This window comes from Glutamicibacter halophytocola (genome assembly GCF_001302565.1).
In the GTDB taxonomy this organism is placed as follows: Bacteria; Actinomycetota; Actinomycetes; order Actinomycetales; family Micrococcaceae; genus Glutamicibacter; species Glutamicibacter halophytocola.
Map to the genome: position 1 here is coordinate 2661699 of NZ_CP012750.1, position 16085 is coordinate 2677783.

18 protein-coding genes are annotated in these 16085 nt (G+C 61.2%); 7 read left to right on the top strand and 11 right to left on the bottom strand.

Translation table 11 applies throughout. From position 1 onward, the window contains the following. Positions 1–58: 58 nt before the first annotated feature. From AOZ07_RS12270 to asd, 7 genes are all read left to right on the top strand, one after another. Complete coding sequence (locus tag AOZ07_RS12270) at positions 59–2275, top strand: RNA degradosome polyphosphate kinase (RefSeq protein ID WP_060702247.1); 2217 nt, start codon at positions 59–61, stop codon at positions 2273–2275. Between the two features lie 2 nt (positions 2276–2277). Then, a complete protein-coding gene (locus AOZ07_RS12275; protein ID WP_391549255.1) occupies positions 2278–3282 on the top strand; it encodes an NUDIX hydrolase in 1005 nt (334 codons plus the stop codon). A 134-nt stretch (positions 3283–3416) separates the two neighbouring features. Beyond that, a complete protein-coding gene (locus AOZ07_RS12280; RefSeq protein WP_060702248.1) occupies positions 3417–3749 on the top strand; it encodes a GNAT family N-acetyltransferase in 333 nt (110 codons plus the stop codon). A gap of 73 nt (positions 3750–3822) precedes the next feature. After that, positions 3823–4626 carry a thymidylate synthase gene (locus tag AOZ07_RS12285; RefSeq protein ID WP_060702249.1) on the top strand — a complete coding sequence of 268 codons (804 nt, stop codon included), beginning with the start codon at positions 3823–3825 and terminating at the stop codon, positions 4624–4626. Then, complete coding sequence (locus AOZ07_RS12290) at positions 4623–5198, top strand: dihydrofolate reductase (RefSeq protein WP_060702250.1); 576 nt, start codon at positions 4623–4625, stop codon at positions 5196–5198. Before AOZ07_RS12285 ends, AOZ07_RS12290 begins: the two co-directional genes overlap by 4 nt. Positions 5199–5205: 7 nt before the next feature. Then, the gene (locus tag AOZ07_RS12295) at positions 5206–5433 is read left to right on the top strand and encodes an NF038396 family protein (RefSeq protein ID WP_060702251.1); all 228 of its coding nucleotides are present in this window, start codon (positions 5206–5208) and stop codon (positions 5431–5433) included. 112 nt (positions 5434–5545) lie between these two features. Then, a complete protein-coding gene (gene asd / locus AOZ07_RS12300) occupies positions 5546–6664 on the top strand; it encodes an aspartate-semialdehyde dehydrogenase (RefSeq protein ID WP_060702252.1) in 1119 nt (372 codons plus the stop codon). 85 nt (positions 6665–6749) lie between these two features. On the opposite strand, the gene AOZ07_RS12305 is transcribed toward asd, so the two are convergent. The 11 genes from AOZ07_RS12305 to AOZ07_RS12355 form a co-directional block, all read right to left on the bottom strand. Further along, positions 6750–7280: a GNAT family N-acetyltransferase gene (locus AOZ07_RS12305; RefSeq protein WP_060702253.1), complete on the bottom strand. Its 531-nt coding sequence runs from the start codon at positions 7278–7280 to the stop codon at positions 6750–6752. Positions 7281–7325: 45 nt separating this feature from the next. After that, on the bottom strand, positions 7326–8387 hold the full coding sequence (locus tag AOZ07_RS12310; RefSeq protein ID WP_084793244.1) for a UDP-N-acetylmuramate dehydrogenase: 1062 nt from the start codon (positions 8385–8387) through the stop codon (positions 7326–7328). A gap of 53 nt (positions 8388–8440) precedes the next feature. Continuing rightward, entirely contained in the window at positions 8441–9670 is a 1230-nt protein-coding gene (locus AOZ07_RS12315; protein WP_309245022.1) for an MFS transporter, read from the bottom strand. Beyond that, positions 9646–10086, bottom strand: a complete 441-nt coding sequence (locus AOZ07_RS12320; protein WP_060702256.1) for a MaoC family dehydratase — start codon at positions 10084–10086, stop codon at positions 9646–9648. Before AOZ07_RS12320 ends, AOZ07_RS12315 begins: the two co-directional genes overlap by 25 nt. 2 nt (positions 10087–10088) lie before the next feature. Beyond that, positions 10089–10535 carry a MaoC family dehydratase N-terminal domain-containing protein gene (locus AOZ07_RS12325; protein WP_060702257.1) on the bottom strand — a complete coding sequence of 149 codons (447 nt, stop codon included), beginning with the start codon at positions 10533–10535 and terminating at the stop codon, positions 10089–10091. A gap of 97 nt (positions 10536–10632) precedes the next feature. Then, entirely contained in the window at positions 10633–10908 is a 276-nt protein-coding gene (locus tag AOZ07_RS12330; protein ID WP_060702258.1) for a hypothetical protein, read from the bottom strand. Positions 10909–10997: 89 nt separating this feature from the next. Continuing rightward, positions 10998–11939, bottom strand: a complete 942-nt coding sequence (locus AOZ07_RS12335) for a DUF2797 domain-containing protein (RefSeq protein ID WP_060702259.1) — start codon at positions 11937–11939, stop codon at positions 10998–11000. A 52-nt stretch (positions 11940–11991) separates the two neighbouring features. Continuing rightward, positions 11992–12804, bottom strand: a complete 813-nt coding sequence (locus AOZ07_RS12340; RefSeq protein ID WP_060702260.1) for an ABC transporter ATP-binding protein — start codon at positions 12802–12804, stop codon at positions 11992–11994. Further along, the gene (locus AOZ07_RS12345; RefSeq protein ID WP_308219398.1) at positions 12804–13904 is read right to left on the bottom strand and encodes a FecCD family ABC transporter permease; all 1101 of its coding nucleotides are present in this window, start codon (positions 13902–13904) and stop codon (positions 12804–12806) included. Before AOZ07_RS12345 ends, AOZ07_RS12340 begins: the two co-directional genes overlap by 1 nt. Beyond that, a complete protein-coding gene (locus tag AOZ07_RS12350) occupies positions 13901–14944 on the bottom strand; it encodes a FecCD family ABC transporter permease (protein WP_060702261.1) in 1044 nt (347 codons plus the stop codon). The genes AOZ07_RS12345 and AOZ07_RS12350 overlap by 4 nt, the downstream gene beginning before the upstream one ends. Before the next feature lie 57 nt (positions 14945–15001). After that, on the bottom strand, positions 15002–16051 hold the full coding sequence (locus tag AOZ07_RS12355) for an iron-siderophore ABC transporter substrate-binding protein (RefSeq protein ID WP_060702262.1): 1050 nt from the start codon (positions 16049–16051) through the stop codon (positions 15002–15004). Positions 16052–16085: the final 34 nt, after the last annotated feature.

Sequence of the window (16085 nt, forward strand, 5' to 3'; positions counted from 1 at the left end):
AGGACCGCTCTCACGAGGTGTTTTGACATCTACTCGCAGGAAGAAATGAGTTCAGCAGATGACTAGCTCCCCCCAGGAAACTACTTCTCACTTACGCGACGTTCCCTCTTCGAAAGTCAACGAAGACAGAATTGAGCCAGCTGAATCACTTCCGGACCTGCACCCCGCGGGCGAATTCCACAACGAGCGTTTTCTCGATCGCGAACTGAGCTGGCTGCACTTTAATGCCCGCGTGCTGGAACTGGCCGAGGACACGACACTGCCGCTCCTGGAGCGCGTGAACTTCTTGTCCATCTTTGCCTCGAACCTCGATGAATTCTTCATGGTTCGCGTCGCCGGCCTCAAGCGCCGCATTGCCGCAGGGCTCGCAGTGCCCGCAGCCAATGGCATGAATCCGGTTGACCAGCTGGAGCTGCTGCTGTCCTCCGCCCACGCGCTGCAAACGCGGCACGCAAAAGTATTCTCCGATTCGGTCACTCCGGATTTGGCTGAGCAGGGAATCCGCATCACTACCTGGGAAGATCTCTCGGCAAGCGAACGAGACGTGCTCTCCAAGTGGTTCGTCTCCCAGGTCTTCCCGGTGCTCACCCCGCTGGCCGTTGACCCGGCACACCCTTTCCCCTACATCTCAGGCTTGTCGCTGAATCTTGCCGTGGTCGTCCGCAACCCGCTGACCGGCAAGCAGCTCTTTGCCCGCCTGAAGGTTCCGGACACCATCGCGCGCCTGATCAGCATTGACGGCACCCGTGCCGCCCATTCATCGCATCGCACCGCGCGTTTCATTCCCCTTGAGGCGCTCATCGCCGTGCACCTTGAGCTGCTCTTCCCGGGCATGGAAATCGTTGAACACCATTTCTTCCGCGTCACCCGCAACGAGGATCTGGAAGTCGAAGAAGACGACGCGGAAAACCTGCTCCAGGCTCTGGAGAAGGAGCTGTTGCGCCGCCGCTTCGGCCCACCGGTGCGCCTTGAGGTTGCCGATGACATCAACCCGGAAATCATGGAGTTGCTAACCCGGGAATTGGCGGTCGAAGAGGACGAAGTCTTCAAGCTGCCAGCCCCGCTGGATCTGCGTGGACTCGGCGTCATCGCTTCGCTTGACCGTGCCGAATTGCATTACACGAAGCACATGGGCCACACTTCGCGGCACTTGAACGAGTCGGAAACGGCCAAGGCAGCCAACGTATTTGCTGCCGTCCGCCGGCGAGACATCTTGTTGCACCACCCGTATGATTCCTTCTCCACCAGCGTTCAGGCGTTCTTGGAGCAGGCTGCTGCCGATCCGAAGGTCATGGCGATCAAGCAGACCTTGTACCGCACCAGTGGCGATTCACCCATCGTCGATGCTTTGATTGACGCTGCCGAAGCTGGCAAGCAGGTTTTGGCGCTGGTGGAAATCAAGGCCCGCTTTGACGAGCAGGCGAATATTTCCTGGGCGAGGAAGCTGGAACAGGCCGGCGTCCACGTCGTATACGGCATCGTGGGTCTCAAGACCCACTCCAAGTTGTCGCTGGTGGTGCGCCGCGAAGGCGACAAGCTGCGGCGCTACTGCCACATCGGCACCGGCAACTACCACCCGCGCACCGCTCGCTACTACGAAGACTTCGGACTGCTCACTTGTGACGACGCGGTCGGCGAAGACGTGTCCAAGCTCTTCAACCAGCTTTCCGGGTACGCTCCGCGCTCCACCTACAGCCGTTTGCTCGTGGCCCCGCGTTCGGTGCGCACCGGCTTGCTGGCACACATCGAAAAGGAAATCGCCAACGCAAAGTCGGGCCTTGAGGCCAAGGTGGTCATCAAGGTGAACTCCATCGTTGACGAAGCGATTATCGATTCGCTGTACCGGGCCAGCCAGGCAGGTGTCAAAGTTGAAGTGATTGTTCGCGGCATCTGCGCCCTGCGCCCAGGAGTCCCGGGTTTGAGCGAAAACATCGAAGTGCGTTCCATCCTGGGCCGCTTCTTGGAACACAGCCGCGTCTTCATGTTTGCCAACGCCGGAGACCCGCTGGTCTACATCGGCTCCGCCGACATGATGCACCGCAACTTGGACCGCCGGGTCGAGGCTTTGGTCTCCCTGCGCAACCCAGAAGACGTTGAGGACCTGACCAATCAGCTGGAGCTCTACATGGCCGACTCCACGGCCTCGTGGCACCTGAATTCCGACGGGGAATGGATCCGCCATTCCCAGGATGAAGAAGGCAACCCGTTGACCGATATCCAGTTTTGGCTTATCGAAGACCATGCCCGCCGACGCAATAGTGGACGTAACAGCTAGTGATCGAGCCTCAACTGCACGAAGCCGCTTCGCGGGTTCGTGAGATCATCCGCTCGGTGGATGCCGAGGAAATCACTCTCGGAGACTTTGACATCGTCGCCGCCGGCGCGATCCCCTGGCGGATCGTCGATGGCAAAGTGCAAGTGCTGCTGATTCACCGCCCAAAGTATGACGACTGGTCGTGGCCCAAGGGCAAATTGGATCCGGGCGAGTCCATCGCCGAATGCGCCGTGCGCGAAGTGCGTGAAGAAATCGGACTGCGGATTACACTCGGTCTCCCGCTCTCGGCTACGGCTTATTCGGTGAAGCAGAAATCCAAGGTGGTGTACTACTGGGCGGCCAAGACCGATCCGCAAACATCCATTGATCCCGATGGCGCCGAATGCGACGACACTCGGTGGGTCAGCGCCAAAAAGGCTGCGCAGCTGCTGACCAATCCCACCGACGCGCAACCGCTGGTGGATCTGGTCAAGGCCCACAAGGAAGGGACGCTTGACGCCCTTCCCGTCTTGATAGTCCGGCATGCCAAGGCCAAGCCCCGTGGAAACTGGACCCGGGCCGAGGACGAACGCCCTTTGGCAGCCACCGGCCGGCGCCAGGCACAAGCGGTTTCCCGCATGCTCGAAGCGTGGCAACCAGCCAATATCGCGTCTTCCCCGTGGCTGCGCTGTGTCCAGACCTTCGCCCCCTACGCCACCTTGCACGCGATGAAGATGAAGAACCTTCGGTCGCTCACCGAACATGCCGCAACACGGCACCCGGAACGCGCGCGCCGCGCCGTCCAGAAGCTTTTCGATAAATATCGCTCCCAGGCTATCTGCACGCACCGGCCGGTCCTGCCGTTCGTTTTGGAAGTCCTGGCTGATAACTCGTCGGCTGAATTGGTGAAGTCCCTGCCAAAGGATGACCCCTATCTTGAGCCCGGATCGCTGATTGTCGCCCAGCAGGTGCAAGGAGCAAAGCAGCGGATCGTCTCCTTCGAGATCCACAACCCGTTCCACGACTGATTTCCTGCTCGGCCCTGCCTCTCGGCGGGGCCTTGCCATATTCTCCATAACTGTTCAAAGCCGTTGCATTCGGCTCCGATTAGGGATAAGACTGTAATCAGCAAACGTTTTTAACCCGAAATCGAGGTACGGTCATGACTGCTCAACAGCCGCGGCAACCAGTGGAAAAAGTTGTTCACCATGGACTGCGCCTTGACCACGACGAAAGCCGCGGACGCTTTTCGCTGTGGCATGGTTCCACCTTCGTGGGCTTCCTTGGCTATTACCGGGAAGGCGACGTCGTTACCCTCCAGCACACCATCGTCAATGAAGAATTCGGCCGTCGCGGATATGCCCGCGCCTTGGTGACGCTGGTGCTGGATCGCTTCAAGAATGAAGGCTTGAAGATCATCCCCGAGTGCAGCTACGTCCAGGATTACCTGCGCCGCTATCCGGAATACAACAGCATGGTTGTCAAGAAGAGCTAGTTTCCGCCACTGCGAGATGTGTCATCAAGCCCAGTAGTTCACGGTGCGGTTGCCGTGAACTAAACTTGGGTGGGTGAACATCCCGACACCCTATGAAGACCTGCTCGAAGATGTGCTGGCGAACGGCACCTCTAAAGAAGACCGCACCGGGACCGGAACCATTTCCGTCTTTGGCCGCCAAATCCGCTTTGATCTTCAAGACTCATTTCCGCTGATCACCACGAAAAGAGTGCACTTCAAGTCGGTCGCGGCTGAACTGTTGTGGTTCTTGCGCGGCGAATCCAACGTGAAGTGGCTGCAGGACCAAGGTGTGCGCATCTGGAACGAATGGGCCGACGAAGACGGCGAGCTCGGACCGGTGTACGGAGTCCAGTGGCGCAGCTGGCCAACGCCCGATGGCGGCCACATCGACCAGATTTCCCAGCTGGTCGACTCATTGCGCAACAATCCCGACTCTCGTCGCCATATCGTCTCGGCATGGAACGTCTCCGAGATCCAGAACATGGCGTTGCCGCCATGCCACGTCTTCTTCCAGTTCTACGTTGCCGACGGCAAGCTCTCCTGCCAGCTCTACCAGCGCAGTGCAGACATGTTCCTCGGCGTGCCATTCAACATCGCTTCCTACGCCTTGCTGACCATGATGCTGGCACAGCAGCTGGATCTTGAGCCCGGGGAATTCATTTGGACCGGTGGCGACGTGCACATCTACACAAACCACCTGGAACAGGTCAAGGAACAGCTGCGCCGGGATCCCTACCCGTACCCGACCTTGAGCTTCACTTCCAAGCCTTCCTCAATTTTTGACTACACGCTGGAAGACTTCACGATCAACGATTACCAGCACCACCCGACGATCAAGGGAACTGTCGCAGTATGACCGAAGCACCACGCCACGCTGAGAGATTAGAACCACTGCTCGGAGCTATTTGGGCCCAGGCCAACAACGGGATTATTGGCGCTCAGGGCACCATGCCGTGGCATGTGCCAGAAGATCTGGCGCACTTCAAGCGCATCACTGCTGGACACCCGGTGGTCATGGGGCGCACGACGTGGAATTCATTCCCCGCAAAGTTCCGCCCGCTTCCCGGACGCACCAACATTGTGCTGACCGGCCAAGCCGAGCTGCATGAGCAGCTGCGCAAGGACGGGGCCGTTCCGGCATCGACCTTGGATGAGGCCTTGGCTTTGGCCCGCAAGGCTGAAGGCAGCGAAGAGGTGTGGATCATTGGTGGCGGAAAAGTTTATGCCCAGGCGCTACCGCTCTTGGACGTGGCGGTGATTACCAAGCTGGATCTGGAGCCAGCTGGTGATACTTCTGCCCCGCAGCTTTCCGGCGACTTCGCTATCGGAGCCACCGAACCTGCACAAGATCCGGATGAAGCCAACTGGCATGCCTCCTCCACCGGTATCCGCTACCGCTTTGAAACCTGGCTGCGCCAAAAGGACTAGGACAACCATGAAAAAATACCTCGGAGAGCTCAAGCAGCACCCGGAAGCACTATTCGTTCTCGGCTACATGCTTTTCCCGCTGCTGGCACTGGTTGTCGCGGCCCTCGGCTTCTTCATGGTGCTGGGCGGGCACAAGATCTTCGGCTTGGTCCTCTTGCTGGTCCCAGCGCAGATCTTCATCTTCTCGGCCGTCTGGGCCATTAATAACCGCAAGCGCCTGCTTGAGGAAAAGTAAAACTTTTGCTGTACCGAATCACACCTGAACCCAGCTGGGGCTTGGGTGTGATTCTGCTTTAACTGCTGTAACGAACCGGGCTCCATAGCCTGATCGCCCCTACCATGGAGACATGACTTCATCTGTTGGTTTTGTAGGTTACCGTGGCATGGTTGGCTCCGTGCTGATGCAGCGCATGCTCGACGAGGGCGACTTTGCGCAGATCGATCCGGTATTTTTCTCCACGTCGAATGCCGGCGGCAAGGCACCTTCCTTCGCAGAAGGCACCGGTGCGCTAGAGGATGCGTATGACATCCAGACGCTGTCCAAGCTGCCGATTATCGTCACCGCGCAGGGCGGGGACTACACAACCAAGGTCCATGCAGAACTGCGCAAAACGGGCTGGGATGGCCTGTGGATCGATGCCGCGTCCACGCTGCGCATGAATGACGACTCGGTCATCGTCCTGGATCCCGTGAACCGCAGCGTCATCGACCAGTCCCTTGAATCTGGCGTGAAGGACTTTGTCGGCGGCAACTGCACCGTCTCGTGCATGCTGATGGGCTTGGGCGGGCTGTTCAAGAACAACCTGGTCGAGTGGGGCACCGCGATGACCTACCAGGCCGCTTCCGGTGGCGGCGCCCGCCATATGCGCGAGCTGCTCACCCAGTTCGGCGACATCAACGCCTCGGTAGGTGCCGAATTGGCCGACCCGGCCAGCGCGATCCTGGACATTGACCGCAAGGTGCTCGAAACCCAGCGCGGCGCTTTGGATGCTGCGCAATTCGGCGTCCCGCTCGGCGGCTCGCTGATCCCGTGGATCGACGCCGATCTGGGTAATGGCCAGTCCCGCGAAGAGTGGAAGGCCGGCATGGAAACCAACAAGATCCTGCAGACCTCGGGCGAGGACCACATCATCATGGACGGCCTGTGCGTGCGCATCGGCGCCATGCGCTCCCACTCTCAGGCGCTGACCTTGAAGCTGAAGGAAGACCTGCCGGTTTCCGAGATCGAGTCCATTCTGGCGGCCGACAACGAGTGGGCCAAGGTCATTCCCAACGAAAAGGAAGCGACCATGAACCAGCTGACCCCGGTGGCTGCCTCCGGCACCTTGGACATCCCTGTGGGCCGAATCCGCAAGCTGGAAATGGGCCCCGAATACATCTCGGCCTTCACCGTGGGCGACCAGCTGCTCTGGGGCGCCGCTGAGCCGCTGCGCCGCATGCTGGCCATCGCCCAGGGCCGCCTCTAAGCTCCCTGGGTCATCCAATAATTACGGCTCGGGCCGGAACAGGAATCTGTTCCGGCCCGAGCCGTTTGCCTTGCCGGTCGGCAGCTTACATCGACCGCGAAAATTCGTGGCGAAGCAATGAATAAATGTGCTGGTCATGCCAGCGGCCATGACGCCACTGGGACTGCCGGATAACCCCTTCACGGCTGAATCCCGCTTTTTCCAGGCTGCGCTGTTCGGCAATATTCCCAGCTGCCGTGGTCGCTTGGATGCGATGGCGCGGGTAATGGGCAAAAAGGTAGTCGGCCAGCAGCCGCTGGGCTTGGGTTCCATGGCCCTGGCCCCGGTGCTCCGCGAAGATGCCGATCGCGATCTCCCAGCAGGCCGAGGTATTGGCCCGTCCCCAACTGGTGACGGTGAACCAATCAACTTTGCCGATGGTCTGCTCCCCCAGGCAGATAGCCAGGGCTCCATCATTGCCGCCGATAAATTGGTCGTGGCTCAGCCGGGTGCGCAGCTTCTGGGTATCCCAGAATCCAAACCATTGGGATTCGCCGGCTCCTTCGAGCGACTGGAAGTTTTCCTCGATTAAATCGATATCGCCGCTGGAGAGCTTGCGAAAGGTCAGTTCTGGCATCAGCGTGGCACTTTCTGGATAGGTACAGCCCTTGGCCCCAGGCTATTAAAGCTCCAGGCCGATGAGCAATGGCTCGTTGACCAGCATAATCCCAAAGCGTTCTTGCACCCCGGCACGCACAGCGCGGGCTATGGCCACAATGTCCGCGGCCTTTGCCCCGCCTCGGTTGGTGATGGCCAGGGTGTGCTTGGTGGACAGCGAGGCACGGCCATCTGCCACGCTGAAGCCGGCGGTGCCTTCAAGCCCGTAGCCCTTGCCGAAGCCCGCCTGGTCAATCAGCCAGGCCGCGGACAGTTTCACCATGCCTTCTTGCGGCACCGGGTAGTTCGGGGCATTTTCCGGAAGCCGCTCAAGGACCCCGGCATCGACGATCGGGTTGGTGAAGAAGGAGCCGGTGGAGTGCGAGTCGGGATCCTTCGGGTCGAAAACCATTCCCTTGGAACGGCGCAGTTCAAGAACCGTCTGGCGCACCAGGAGCGCGTCGGCACGATCGCCGGCCTCCACATCCAAGCGCCGGGCCAGCTCGGCGTAGCGGATCGGCGCCGACAGGCTCTCGCGCTCAAGCAGGAAGGCAACTTCCAGGACCACGTAGCGTGGCGATCCGTCATTGCTGGTTCGCTTGATGACCGAATCGCGATAGGCAAATTCCAGCTGGGAGTTATCCAGCTTGAGCACCTGGCTGGTTTGGCGGTCGTAGACCCTGGCCCAAGCCAGCGCCTGGGAGACGTCTGCCCCGTAGGCGCCGACGTTCTGCACTGGCGTGGCTCCGGTGCATCCAGGAATTCCGGAGAGCGCTTCAAGGCCGCTGAGCCCCTGGACGAGGCTGTATTCAACAGTGGCGTCCCAGCTTTCACCGGCGGCAGCTCGGAGCAGGACTTTGCCCGATGGCTGTTCGTCGAGGTGCAGGCCGCGGGTGGCGATCTGGATGGCCACGCCCGGGAATCCTTCGTCGTTGATGACCAGGTTCGACCCACCCCCGATCAGCAGGACTTTCTGGCCCGCGCTATCCGCAGCTGCGACAGCTTGGGCAAGTTCGGCCTCGCTCGTGGCGGTGACCAGCTGATGCGCGGGCCCGCCAACGCGGGTTGTCGTCAGGTTTTTCAGCATTGATTCCATGTGCTTTCAGTGTCGAGGCCATAGCGTGCAGCCAGGTCAACAATCTAGTTTTCGGTTGCTTCGTCGTGTTGCGGATATCCTGCGGCATTCGAAGAGAGGATGAATGCGACAACGATCAGCAGGGAGATCGAGCCCAGCGCTGGCAGCAGGCCAATGGCCTGGGCCAGCAGGCCCAGCAGTGGCGGGCCGCCGAGGAATGCGCCATAGCCGATGGTGGAGACCACTGCGACACGCGTGGCGGCATGCAGCGGATCATCGGAGGCGGCGCTCATTGCCAGCGGGAAGGTCAAGGCCACGCCCATGCCCCAAATGGCCAGGGCGGCAAAGGCCAGCGGCAGGCTATTGCCAAAGGCGAAGAGCAATACGCCGATCAATGCGCTCATGGCGCTGGCACGGATCATGGTGACCCGGCCTAGCCGCAAGATCAGGTCGCCGGACAGCAATCTGGTCAAGGTCATGGCCGTGACAAAAATGCCATAGCCGATCGCTCCGGTTGCTTCCGTGGTCTGATACCCGTCGGCCAGGGCCAATGCCACCCAGTCCCCCGCAGCGCCTTCGGCGAGCGCCATGCCCAAAACCAGCACGCCGAGCAGCACGGTCTGCGGTTCGCTCCACGCGCGCCGCAGCGATGGGCCATTGGATGTGCGCGGGGTGCGGCTGAAGTCTTCACCGAAGAACTGCGAGCTGTAGAGCACCGTGCCGATGATGAGCAGGCCGATCAGCCCATAGTGGTATTGAAGCGGCAGGCCGATGGCGGCGGCCAGTGCGCCGATCCCGGCGCCGATGACGGTTCCGATGGAAAAGAATCCGTGCAGGGCCGGCATGATGCTCTTGCCCAGGGCCCGTTCCATGGCAGCGCCCTGGACGTTCGAGGCCACATTCCACGAAGCGGTCCCCAGCCCCTGGGTGAACAGGAAAATGCCGCAGGCCAGGGTGCTGCCCAGGACTCCGGTGCTGAATCCGAACAGGAGCAGGGAGCCGCCGCCGATGGTTGCGGCAATGCGCATGACGTTGGCTGCGCCCAGGCGCAGCACCAATTGGCCTGAGACCGAGACGGACAGGAAGGAGCCTGCGCTCATGCACAACAGGAGCAGGCCCACGTTGGCGTGGTCGAGGTCAAGTGCGTCGCGCACTGCTGGCAGCCGCGAGACCAGGGCGGAGATCAATAGTCCGCTGGCCAGGTAGGCTGCCATCAACGCGTTGCGCCAGCGGGTTGCCAGCTGGTGCGCATTGCCGTTTGGGTGCATCTCTAGAGCTGCACCACTGCTTGGCACTTGAGCAGCACCTTGCTGTCGCTGGCGGTGACGGCCAGATCGATGCGGGCGGTGCGCTGCTCGCTATCGAGCGCGCCGACCTTGCCTTCCACCTGGATGATGGTGCCTTCAAAGTCTCCCGGGTTGCTGCCCTCGGGATCTTCGACCACCACCGGCTTGGTGAAGCGGGTCTGGTAGTCGATGATGGCTCCGGGGTTTCCCACCCACTGCGATACCAGGTCGATGACCGAGCCCATGGTGAACATGCCGTGGGCGATGACCGAGGGAAGCTCTACTTCCTTGGCGAAGCGCTCATTCCAGTGGATCGGGTTGAAGTCCCCCGAGGCGCCTGCGTAGCGTACGAGGTCCGCGCGGTTGACCTGCACGGTGCGGGAACCGATGACCGTTCCCTTTTCAAGGCTTTCGAAGTCGATCATGCTTAGTCCTCAGCTCGTACCAGTAGCGATGAGATGGTGGTGGCGACCGATTCGCCGGCCACGGTGGTGATTTCCGCGCGCGTGGTGATCATCGCGCCGGCGCCCATTTCGCGGACCTGGTCAACGTGCAGTTCTGCAACCAGTTCGTCGCCGGCGACAATTGGACGGTGGTGGGTGAAGCGCTGGTCTGCGTGGACCACCCGGGAGAAGTCGATGCCCGAGGCCGGGTCGGCAATCAGCTGCGCGTCGGCGCGCTGTGCCACGATGATGGCGAAAGTTGGGGGCGCGACCACGTCGGCGTAGCCCAGCTCCTGGGCTGCCTGCACGTCGAAGTGGGCTGGCGAAGTGGCCTTGGTTGCCTGAGCGAATTCGCGGATTTTTTCGCGTCCTACCTGGTAGGACTCTCCAGCGGGGAATACGCGCCCCACTAGTTCGGGATTGATGCCCATGGATTCTCCTGAACGTTGATGTAGCTGAAAATGACGTGCTGGAGCAAAAAGTGTTCCTGCTCTGGCCCGACATCTGCGGTGTGGTTCGATCTAAAACTTACTGTGCGTCGTCGGCTGAGCGCTTGGAAGCCCGTGGGGCGGCCAGGCCGTTCTCGATGCGCCACTGGCGGGCGTCCTTGGCCCGGACCATCATGCCGGCGATGTGGCAGAGCATGCCGACGAGCATGATGCCGATGGCGGTGTACACCGTGGGCAAGGATGGAATGTTGGCGCCGATGATCGCCAGGATGATGCCGATTCCCATGATGGCCATGGCCGTGAAGACGAGCTTCTTATAGCGTGGTGAGGCAGCTTCCCAAGGAGTGTTGGTCATGGATCAAGTCTAGTTCAGCTCTGGCGTCAGGGCTCATTGGCGCAACGGCATTTCCTCGTGACTCCACCGACAGGGTCTGGACGATGAATCTAGAACAACGCCGACTGCTCTTCCCTGAATTCCCCGCGTTCCTCAGCCAGATCCACCTGGCGGGTTTTCAGCTCGGCCGCATCAAGCAGGCGCAAGGTGGTGCCATCCCCGCTATCGGCCATGATGCTTTGGCCCAGCACCCCTCGGATACGCAGCTTGTGCCGCGCACCGGGCACCGGGGAGGACCAGGCGTGCAGGGCGCGGGTGCTCCACGCATCGATGACCGGGCGGGCGAAGCCCGGTTGCTCCCAGAGATCATCACGCAGCTGGACCCCGTAGGTTTCCAGTCCCCGTTGGGCAGCCAAGAAGTCGCGGGCCTGGTTGGCTGCCTGGCCATTGATGGCATCCAGCTGCTCGTAGTCAACCTCCCAGCCGACCAGCCCCTTGATCTTGGATTTTTGCCGCACCTGCTGGCTCAATCCCACGTGCTCGGTGACCAGGTCTTCAAGTACCCGGATTGCTGTGCCATCGTTGGCGCGGGCAATGTAGCGGGCAATCACTGCTCCCTGCTGCGCCAGGCGGGTCCATTGGCTCTGGGTCGAGGTGGTTCCCACCTTGGTGGCACCGTGGGCGAAGCTGGCGATATACAGGAAATGCGGCTGCTCCAGGTATTTGCGCATGCCTTCGGGGGCTTCCCCCGTCTTGTGGAAGTGGTGCATAAATTTGGAATGGTCCAGCCTGCGGCAGCTCTCGCACTGGGTGCCGGTGCGCAAGGCCTTGGTTTTGGGGCATGGCAGGACATTGCGTGAGCCGTCGCGATTCATAGTGATGTAGCCGAGGCAGAATTTCAGGTCCCCGACGACCAGGCTCAGCGAGCGGTTCAGCTCCAGGTATTCGGTTTTCCAGTTCTCCCCGGTGCGCAGCCGGAGCATGGGCGCCTGCTCATGCTGGGAGAATCCGATGCCGTGGCAAAGTTGCCGGGAAACGCTAGCGAGTTCCATCAATACCTTCCTGAAGCTATCCCTACAACCTTAGGGCACGCCGCATTGCCGGCTACGCTCCGGCATGCTCCAGCATGTGGTGCCGTCCTGCCGGCAGGATCAATGGCTTGAGGGTGCTCGGGTCGGCAATCACCTGGCACTGAAGCCCGAAGACCTCGTGGACCACCTGTGCGGTGAGGATGTCTTCCGGCTTGCCCTGCGCGCGGATGGAACCATCGCGCAGGGCAATGAGGTGGTCCGAGTAGCGGGCGGCCAGATTGAGGTCATGGAGCACCATCACCACGGTGGTCCCGCGTTGCCGGTTCAAGTCGGTGAGCAGATCGAGCACATCCAGCTGGTGGCTGACGTCCAGAAAGGTGGTGGGTTCATCAAGCAGGAGCGTCTCGGTGCCCTGGGCAAGCGCCATCGCAATCCAAACACGCTGCCGCTGCCCGCCGGAGAGCTCATCTACCGGGCGGTCGGCTAATTCCACGGTGTTGGTGACTTCCAGGGCCTCGGCCACCGCGGCATCGTCGTCTTTGCTCCAGCGGGCAAACAGGCCCTGATGTGGTTGGCGTCCCCGGCCCACGAGGTCCGCGACCGTGATGCCTTCTGGAGCGATCGGGTTTTGCGGCAGCAAGCCAAGGATCTTGGCCAGGGCCTTGGGCTGCATTCGGTGGATGTCCTTGCCATCGAGCAGCACCTGGCCTGCCTTGGGGTGCAGCAGCCGGGACATCGAGCGCAACAGGGTGGATTTTCCGCAGGCGTTGGGGCCGACGATGCAGGTGATCGCGCCCGGCGGAATGCGAAGTTCCAGGCCGTCGATGATGGTGCGTTCGCCGTATCCGACCCGAAGGCCGGCAACGGTCAGTTCACGAGGTGGCATTAGAGCGAGCCTCCAGCCCGATTGGTTCGAATGATGAGGTAGACCAGATACGGTGCTCCGAGCACCCCGGTGATAACTCCCACCGGGAATCTGGTGCCCAGCAGGTATTGGCCAGCAAAGTCTGCAACAAGCACCAGCAGCGCGCCGATGAGGGCTGCCGGGATGAGCTTGGAGCCGCGGGCCCCGATGATGCGGCTGGCAATGGGACCCGACAAGAACGCGACAAAGGCGATGGGGCCGGTGGCGGCGGTGGCGAAGGAAATCAAGCCGACGGCCGCCATGATCACGAGGATTCGAGTGCGCTCTACCCGCGTGCCCAGCGCAGCAGCGGTGTCATCGCCCATCTGCAGGCTGTCCAGGTGCCTTGTCTGGCTCAATAGCACGGGGCCGAGCACGCAGAGCGCGATCAACGCTGGCATGGTTTCGCCCCAGCTGCTGCCGTTCAGGCTTCCAGTCAGCCAGCGGGTGGCTTCCTGCAGGTCCCACTGCCCAGCCTGGGTCAGCACCCAGCTGATCAGCGATTCCAGCATGGCTGCCACGCCGATGCCAACCAGGATCAGCCGTGTCCCTGCCGCACCGCCCTTGTAGGCGAGCAAATAGATCAGCGTCGCGATCAGCAGTCCTGCCACGATGGCGAAGACCGAGACCACGGTCCCTGACAGCGACAGGATGACAATCGCGAAGGCTGCGGCTGCGGAGGCACCGGTGCTGATGCCAATGACGTCGGGGCTGGCCAATGGATTGCGCAAGAGGGTTTGGAAGCTGGCCCCGGCTAGTCCGAAACTCAGGCCGGCGATCAGGGCGATGGCGGTTCGCGGCAGGCGCAGCGTACCCACGGTGAAGCTGGCACCGGGCACCTTGTGCCCTTGGATCACTTGCCACACCTGGGCTGGCGAATAGTTGGTTTGCCCCAGGCACAGGCTCAGCACGATCATGGCCAGCACCAGCAGGCTGAGCACTGCAATGATGATTCGCCGCTGCTTTGAGCGCTGGTTGCGCGCCCCGCGCAATCGCTGGATCAGGGCTGCGCGCTCCTGGCGCACGATGGTCGCTGCCTGGACACCGGGCTGGGTTGCGGTGCCGGAAATGGAAGTGTTCACAGTTCTCGCACCTTAGAACGGCGCACGATGATGATGAATACCGGGGCGCCAATCAGTGCGGTCAGGATGCCGACATCCAGTTCTCCGGGCCGGGCGACAACCCGCCCGATGATATCCGAGAGCACCAGCAGCCCGGCTCCGGCCAGGGCCGAAAAAGGCAGGAGCCAGCGCTGGTCAACGCCGACCAGCAGGCGGCACATGTGCGGGACAACCAGCCCGACAAAACCGATGGGACCCGCCATGGCGGTGGCAGCGCCGCATAAGATCACGGCCGCCAAGGCTGAAACGGCTCGAACGACCATGACCTTCTCGCCGAGGCCGGCAGCCAGTTCGTCGCCCAGGGCCAGCGAATTCAGCGAATTGGCGCTGCCAATGGCAATTGCCAGCCCCACGGCCAGGAAGGGCAGCATGGGCGCAACGTTGGCGAAGGTGGCCCCTCCAACGCCTCCTATTTGCCACGAGCGGATGATGTCGGCCAGGTCTGCGCGCGGCAGCGAGATCGCGGTGACCAATGATGCCAGCGCGGCAGATGTTGCCGCCCCTGCCAGCGCCAATTTCAGAGGCGTGGCTCCCCCGCGTCCCATGGAGCCGACCACGTAGACGAATACCGCGGCAATGGCTGCTCCCAGGATGGCGGCCCAGATATACCCGTGCGCGGTGCTGATGCCAAACCAGGTGATGCCCATAACCACTGCGAGCGAGGCCCCCATGTTGACGCCGAGGATGCTCGGATCAGCCAGGGGATTTCTGGTGACTGCTTGCATGATCGCCCCGGAGAGTCCCAGCGCTGCTCCGATGACCAGTGCCAGCACTGTTCGCGGCACACGTTTGACGACGGCCGCTTGCGGCACGTTGCCGCTGTGTCCTAGAAATCCTGCCCAAATGTCTGATGGAGCCACGTGCCGGGCGCCGATGGAAACTGATCCAACGGCCAGTATGAGCACTATCAGGATGGCCATAACCAGCCAGAACAGACGCCGACGGCGTGGCTGGCGAAGGGGTGCGCCAGCCACGCCGCGACGGGTAGCAACTGCATTCATAGTGAGGTAATTCCCCGACCTTCAACTTTCGGTGCGTGCGTCGAAGCCAATTGGCGGCTACTTGCCTGCTTTGGATGCTGCTTCATCTAGCAGGTCAAGGTAGTCATCGAGCACCCATGAAATTGCCAGCGGGGTGGGGTTTGCCGCGGTGCCCAGCGGTCCGCTTCCATCAAGGGCCACGATTGCTTCGTTCTTGACTGCCGGCATCTGCGACAGCAGCGGATCTGCTTCGAGCGTGTCAATGAGGGTGTCGTCGCCGTAGGTGACAATCACATCGACGTCTGAGAGCTCGTCAACGTTTTCGGCTGAGATTTCACCGGAGAATTTCACTTCGCCGCTGGAGGCTTCTGCCACTGCCTTGGGAGTGGTCATCCCCAGGTCGTCAAAGAATGCGGTACGGGTGTCGTGCGTGGTGTAGTAGTTGACCGTGGACAGGTCCGCTGGGTCTACGTGAGTCACGAACATCACCGATTTTCCGGTGATATTGGGGTGCTTTTCGAGACCTTCAGCAATGTCCTGTTCAATGCCCGCGATCATTTCCTTGCCTTCGGCTTCTTGGCCCATGGCTTCGGAGCTGAGTTCAATATTCTCGCGCCAGCTGGTGGACCATGCTGCTTGAGGGTAGGCGACCACAGGAGCGATTTGGCTCAGGGTGTCGTAGTCTTCCTCGGTGAGTCCCGAGTATCCAGCCAAGATCAGGTCCGGCTTGGAATCTGCTACGGCTTCAAAGTCCACGCCATCGGTTTCGTCGAAAAGCACCGGGGTGTCTCCACCGAGCTCGGTGAGCTTTTCCTCGACCCATGGCAGGATTCCGTCGCCGTCATCATCACCAAAGTTCGCTGCGGCCATTCCCACTGGGACGACGCCGAGCGCGAGTGGAACTTCTTGGTTGGACCAGTTCACGGTGGCAATGCGTTCGGGCTTCTTGGAGATCTCTGCCGTGCCCAGGGCATGTTTGATGCTCTTTGGGAAGCCTTGATTTTCTCCGGATGCGGCGGTGGCCTGTTCGTCAGAACCTGTTGCGGCTGATGAACATCCTGTCAGCGCTAATGCACCTGCGGCGATGAGGGCGGCAGGTTTCCAGAAGTTGCGGCGTGATGCGAGCATGGGTGATTCTCCACGAGGTGTCAGCGAGTGTGCC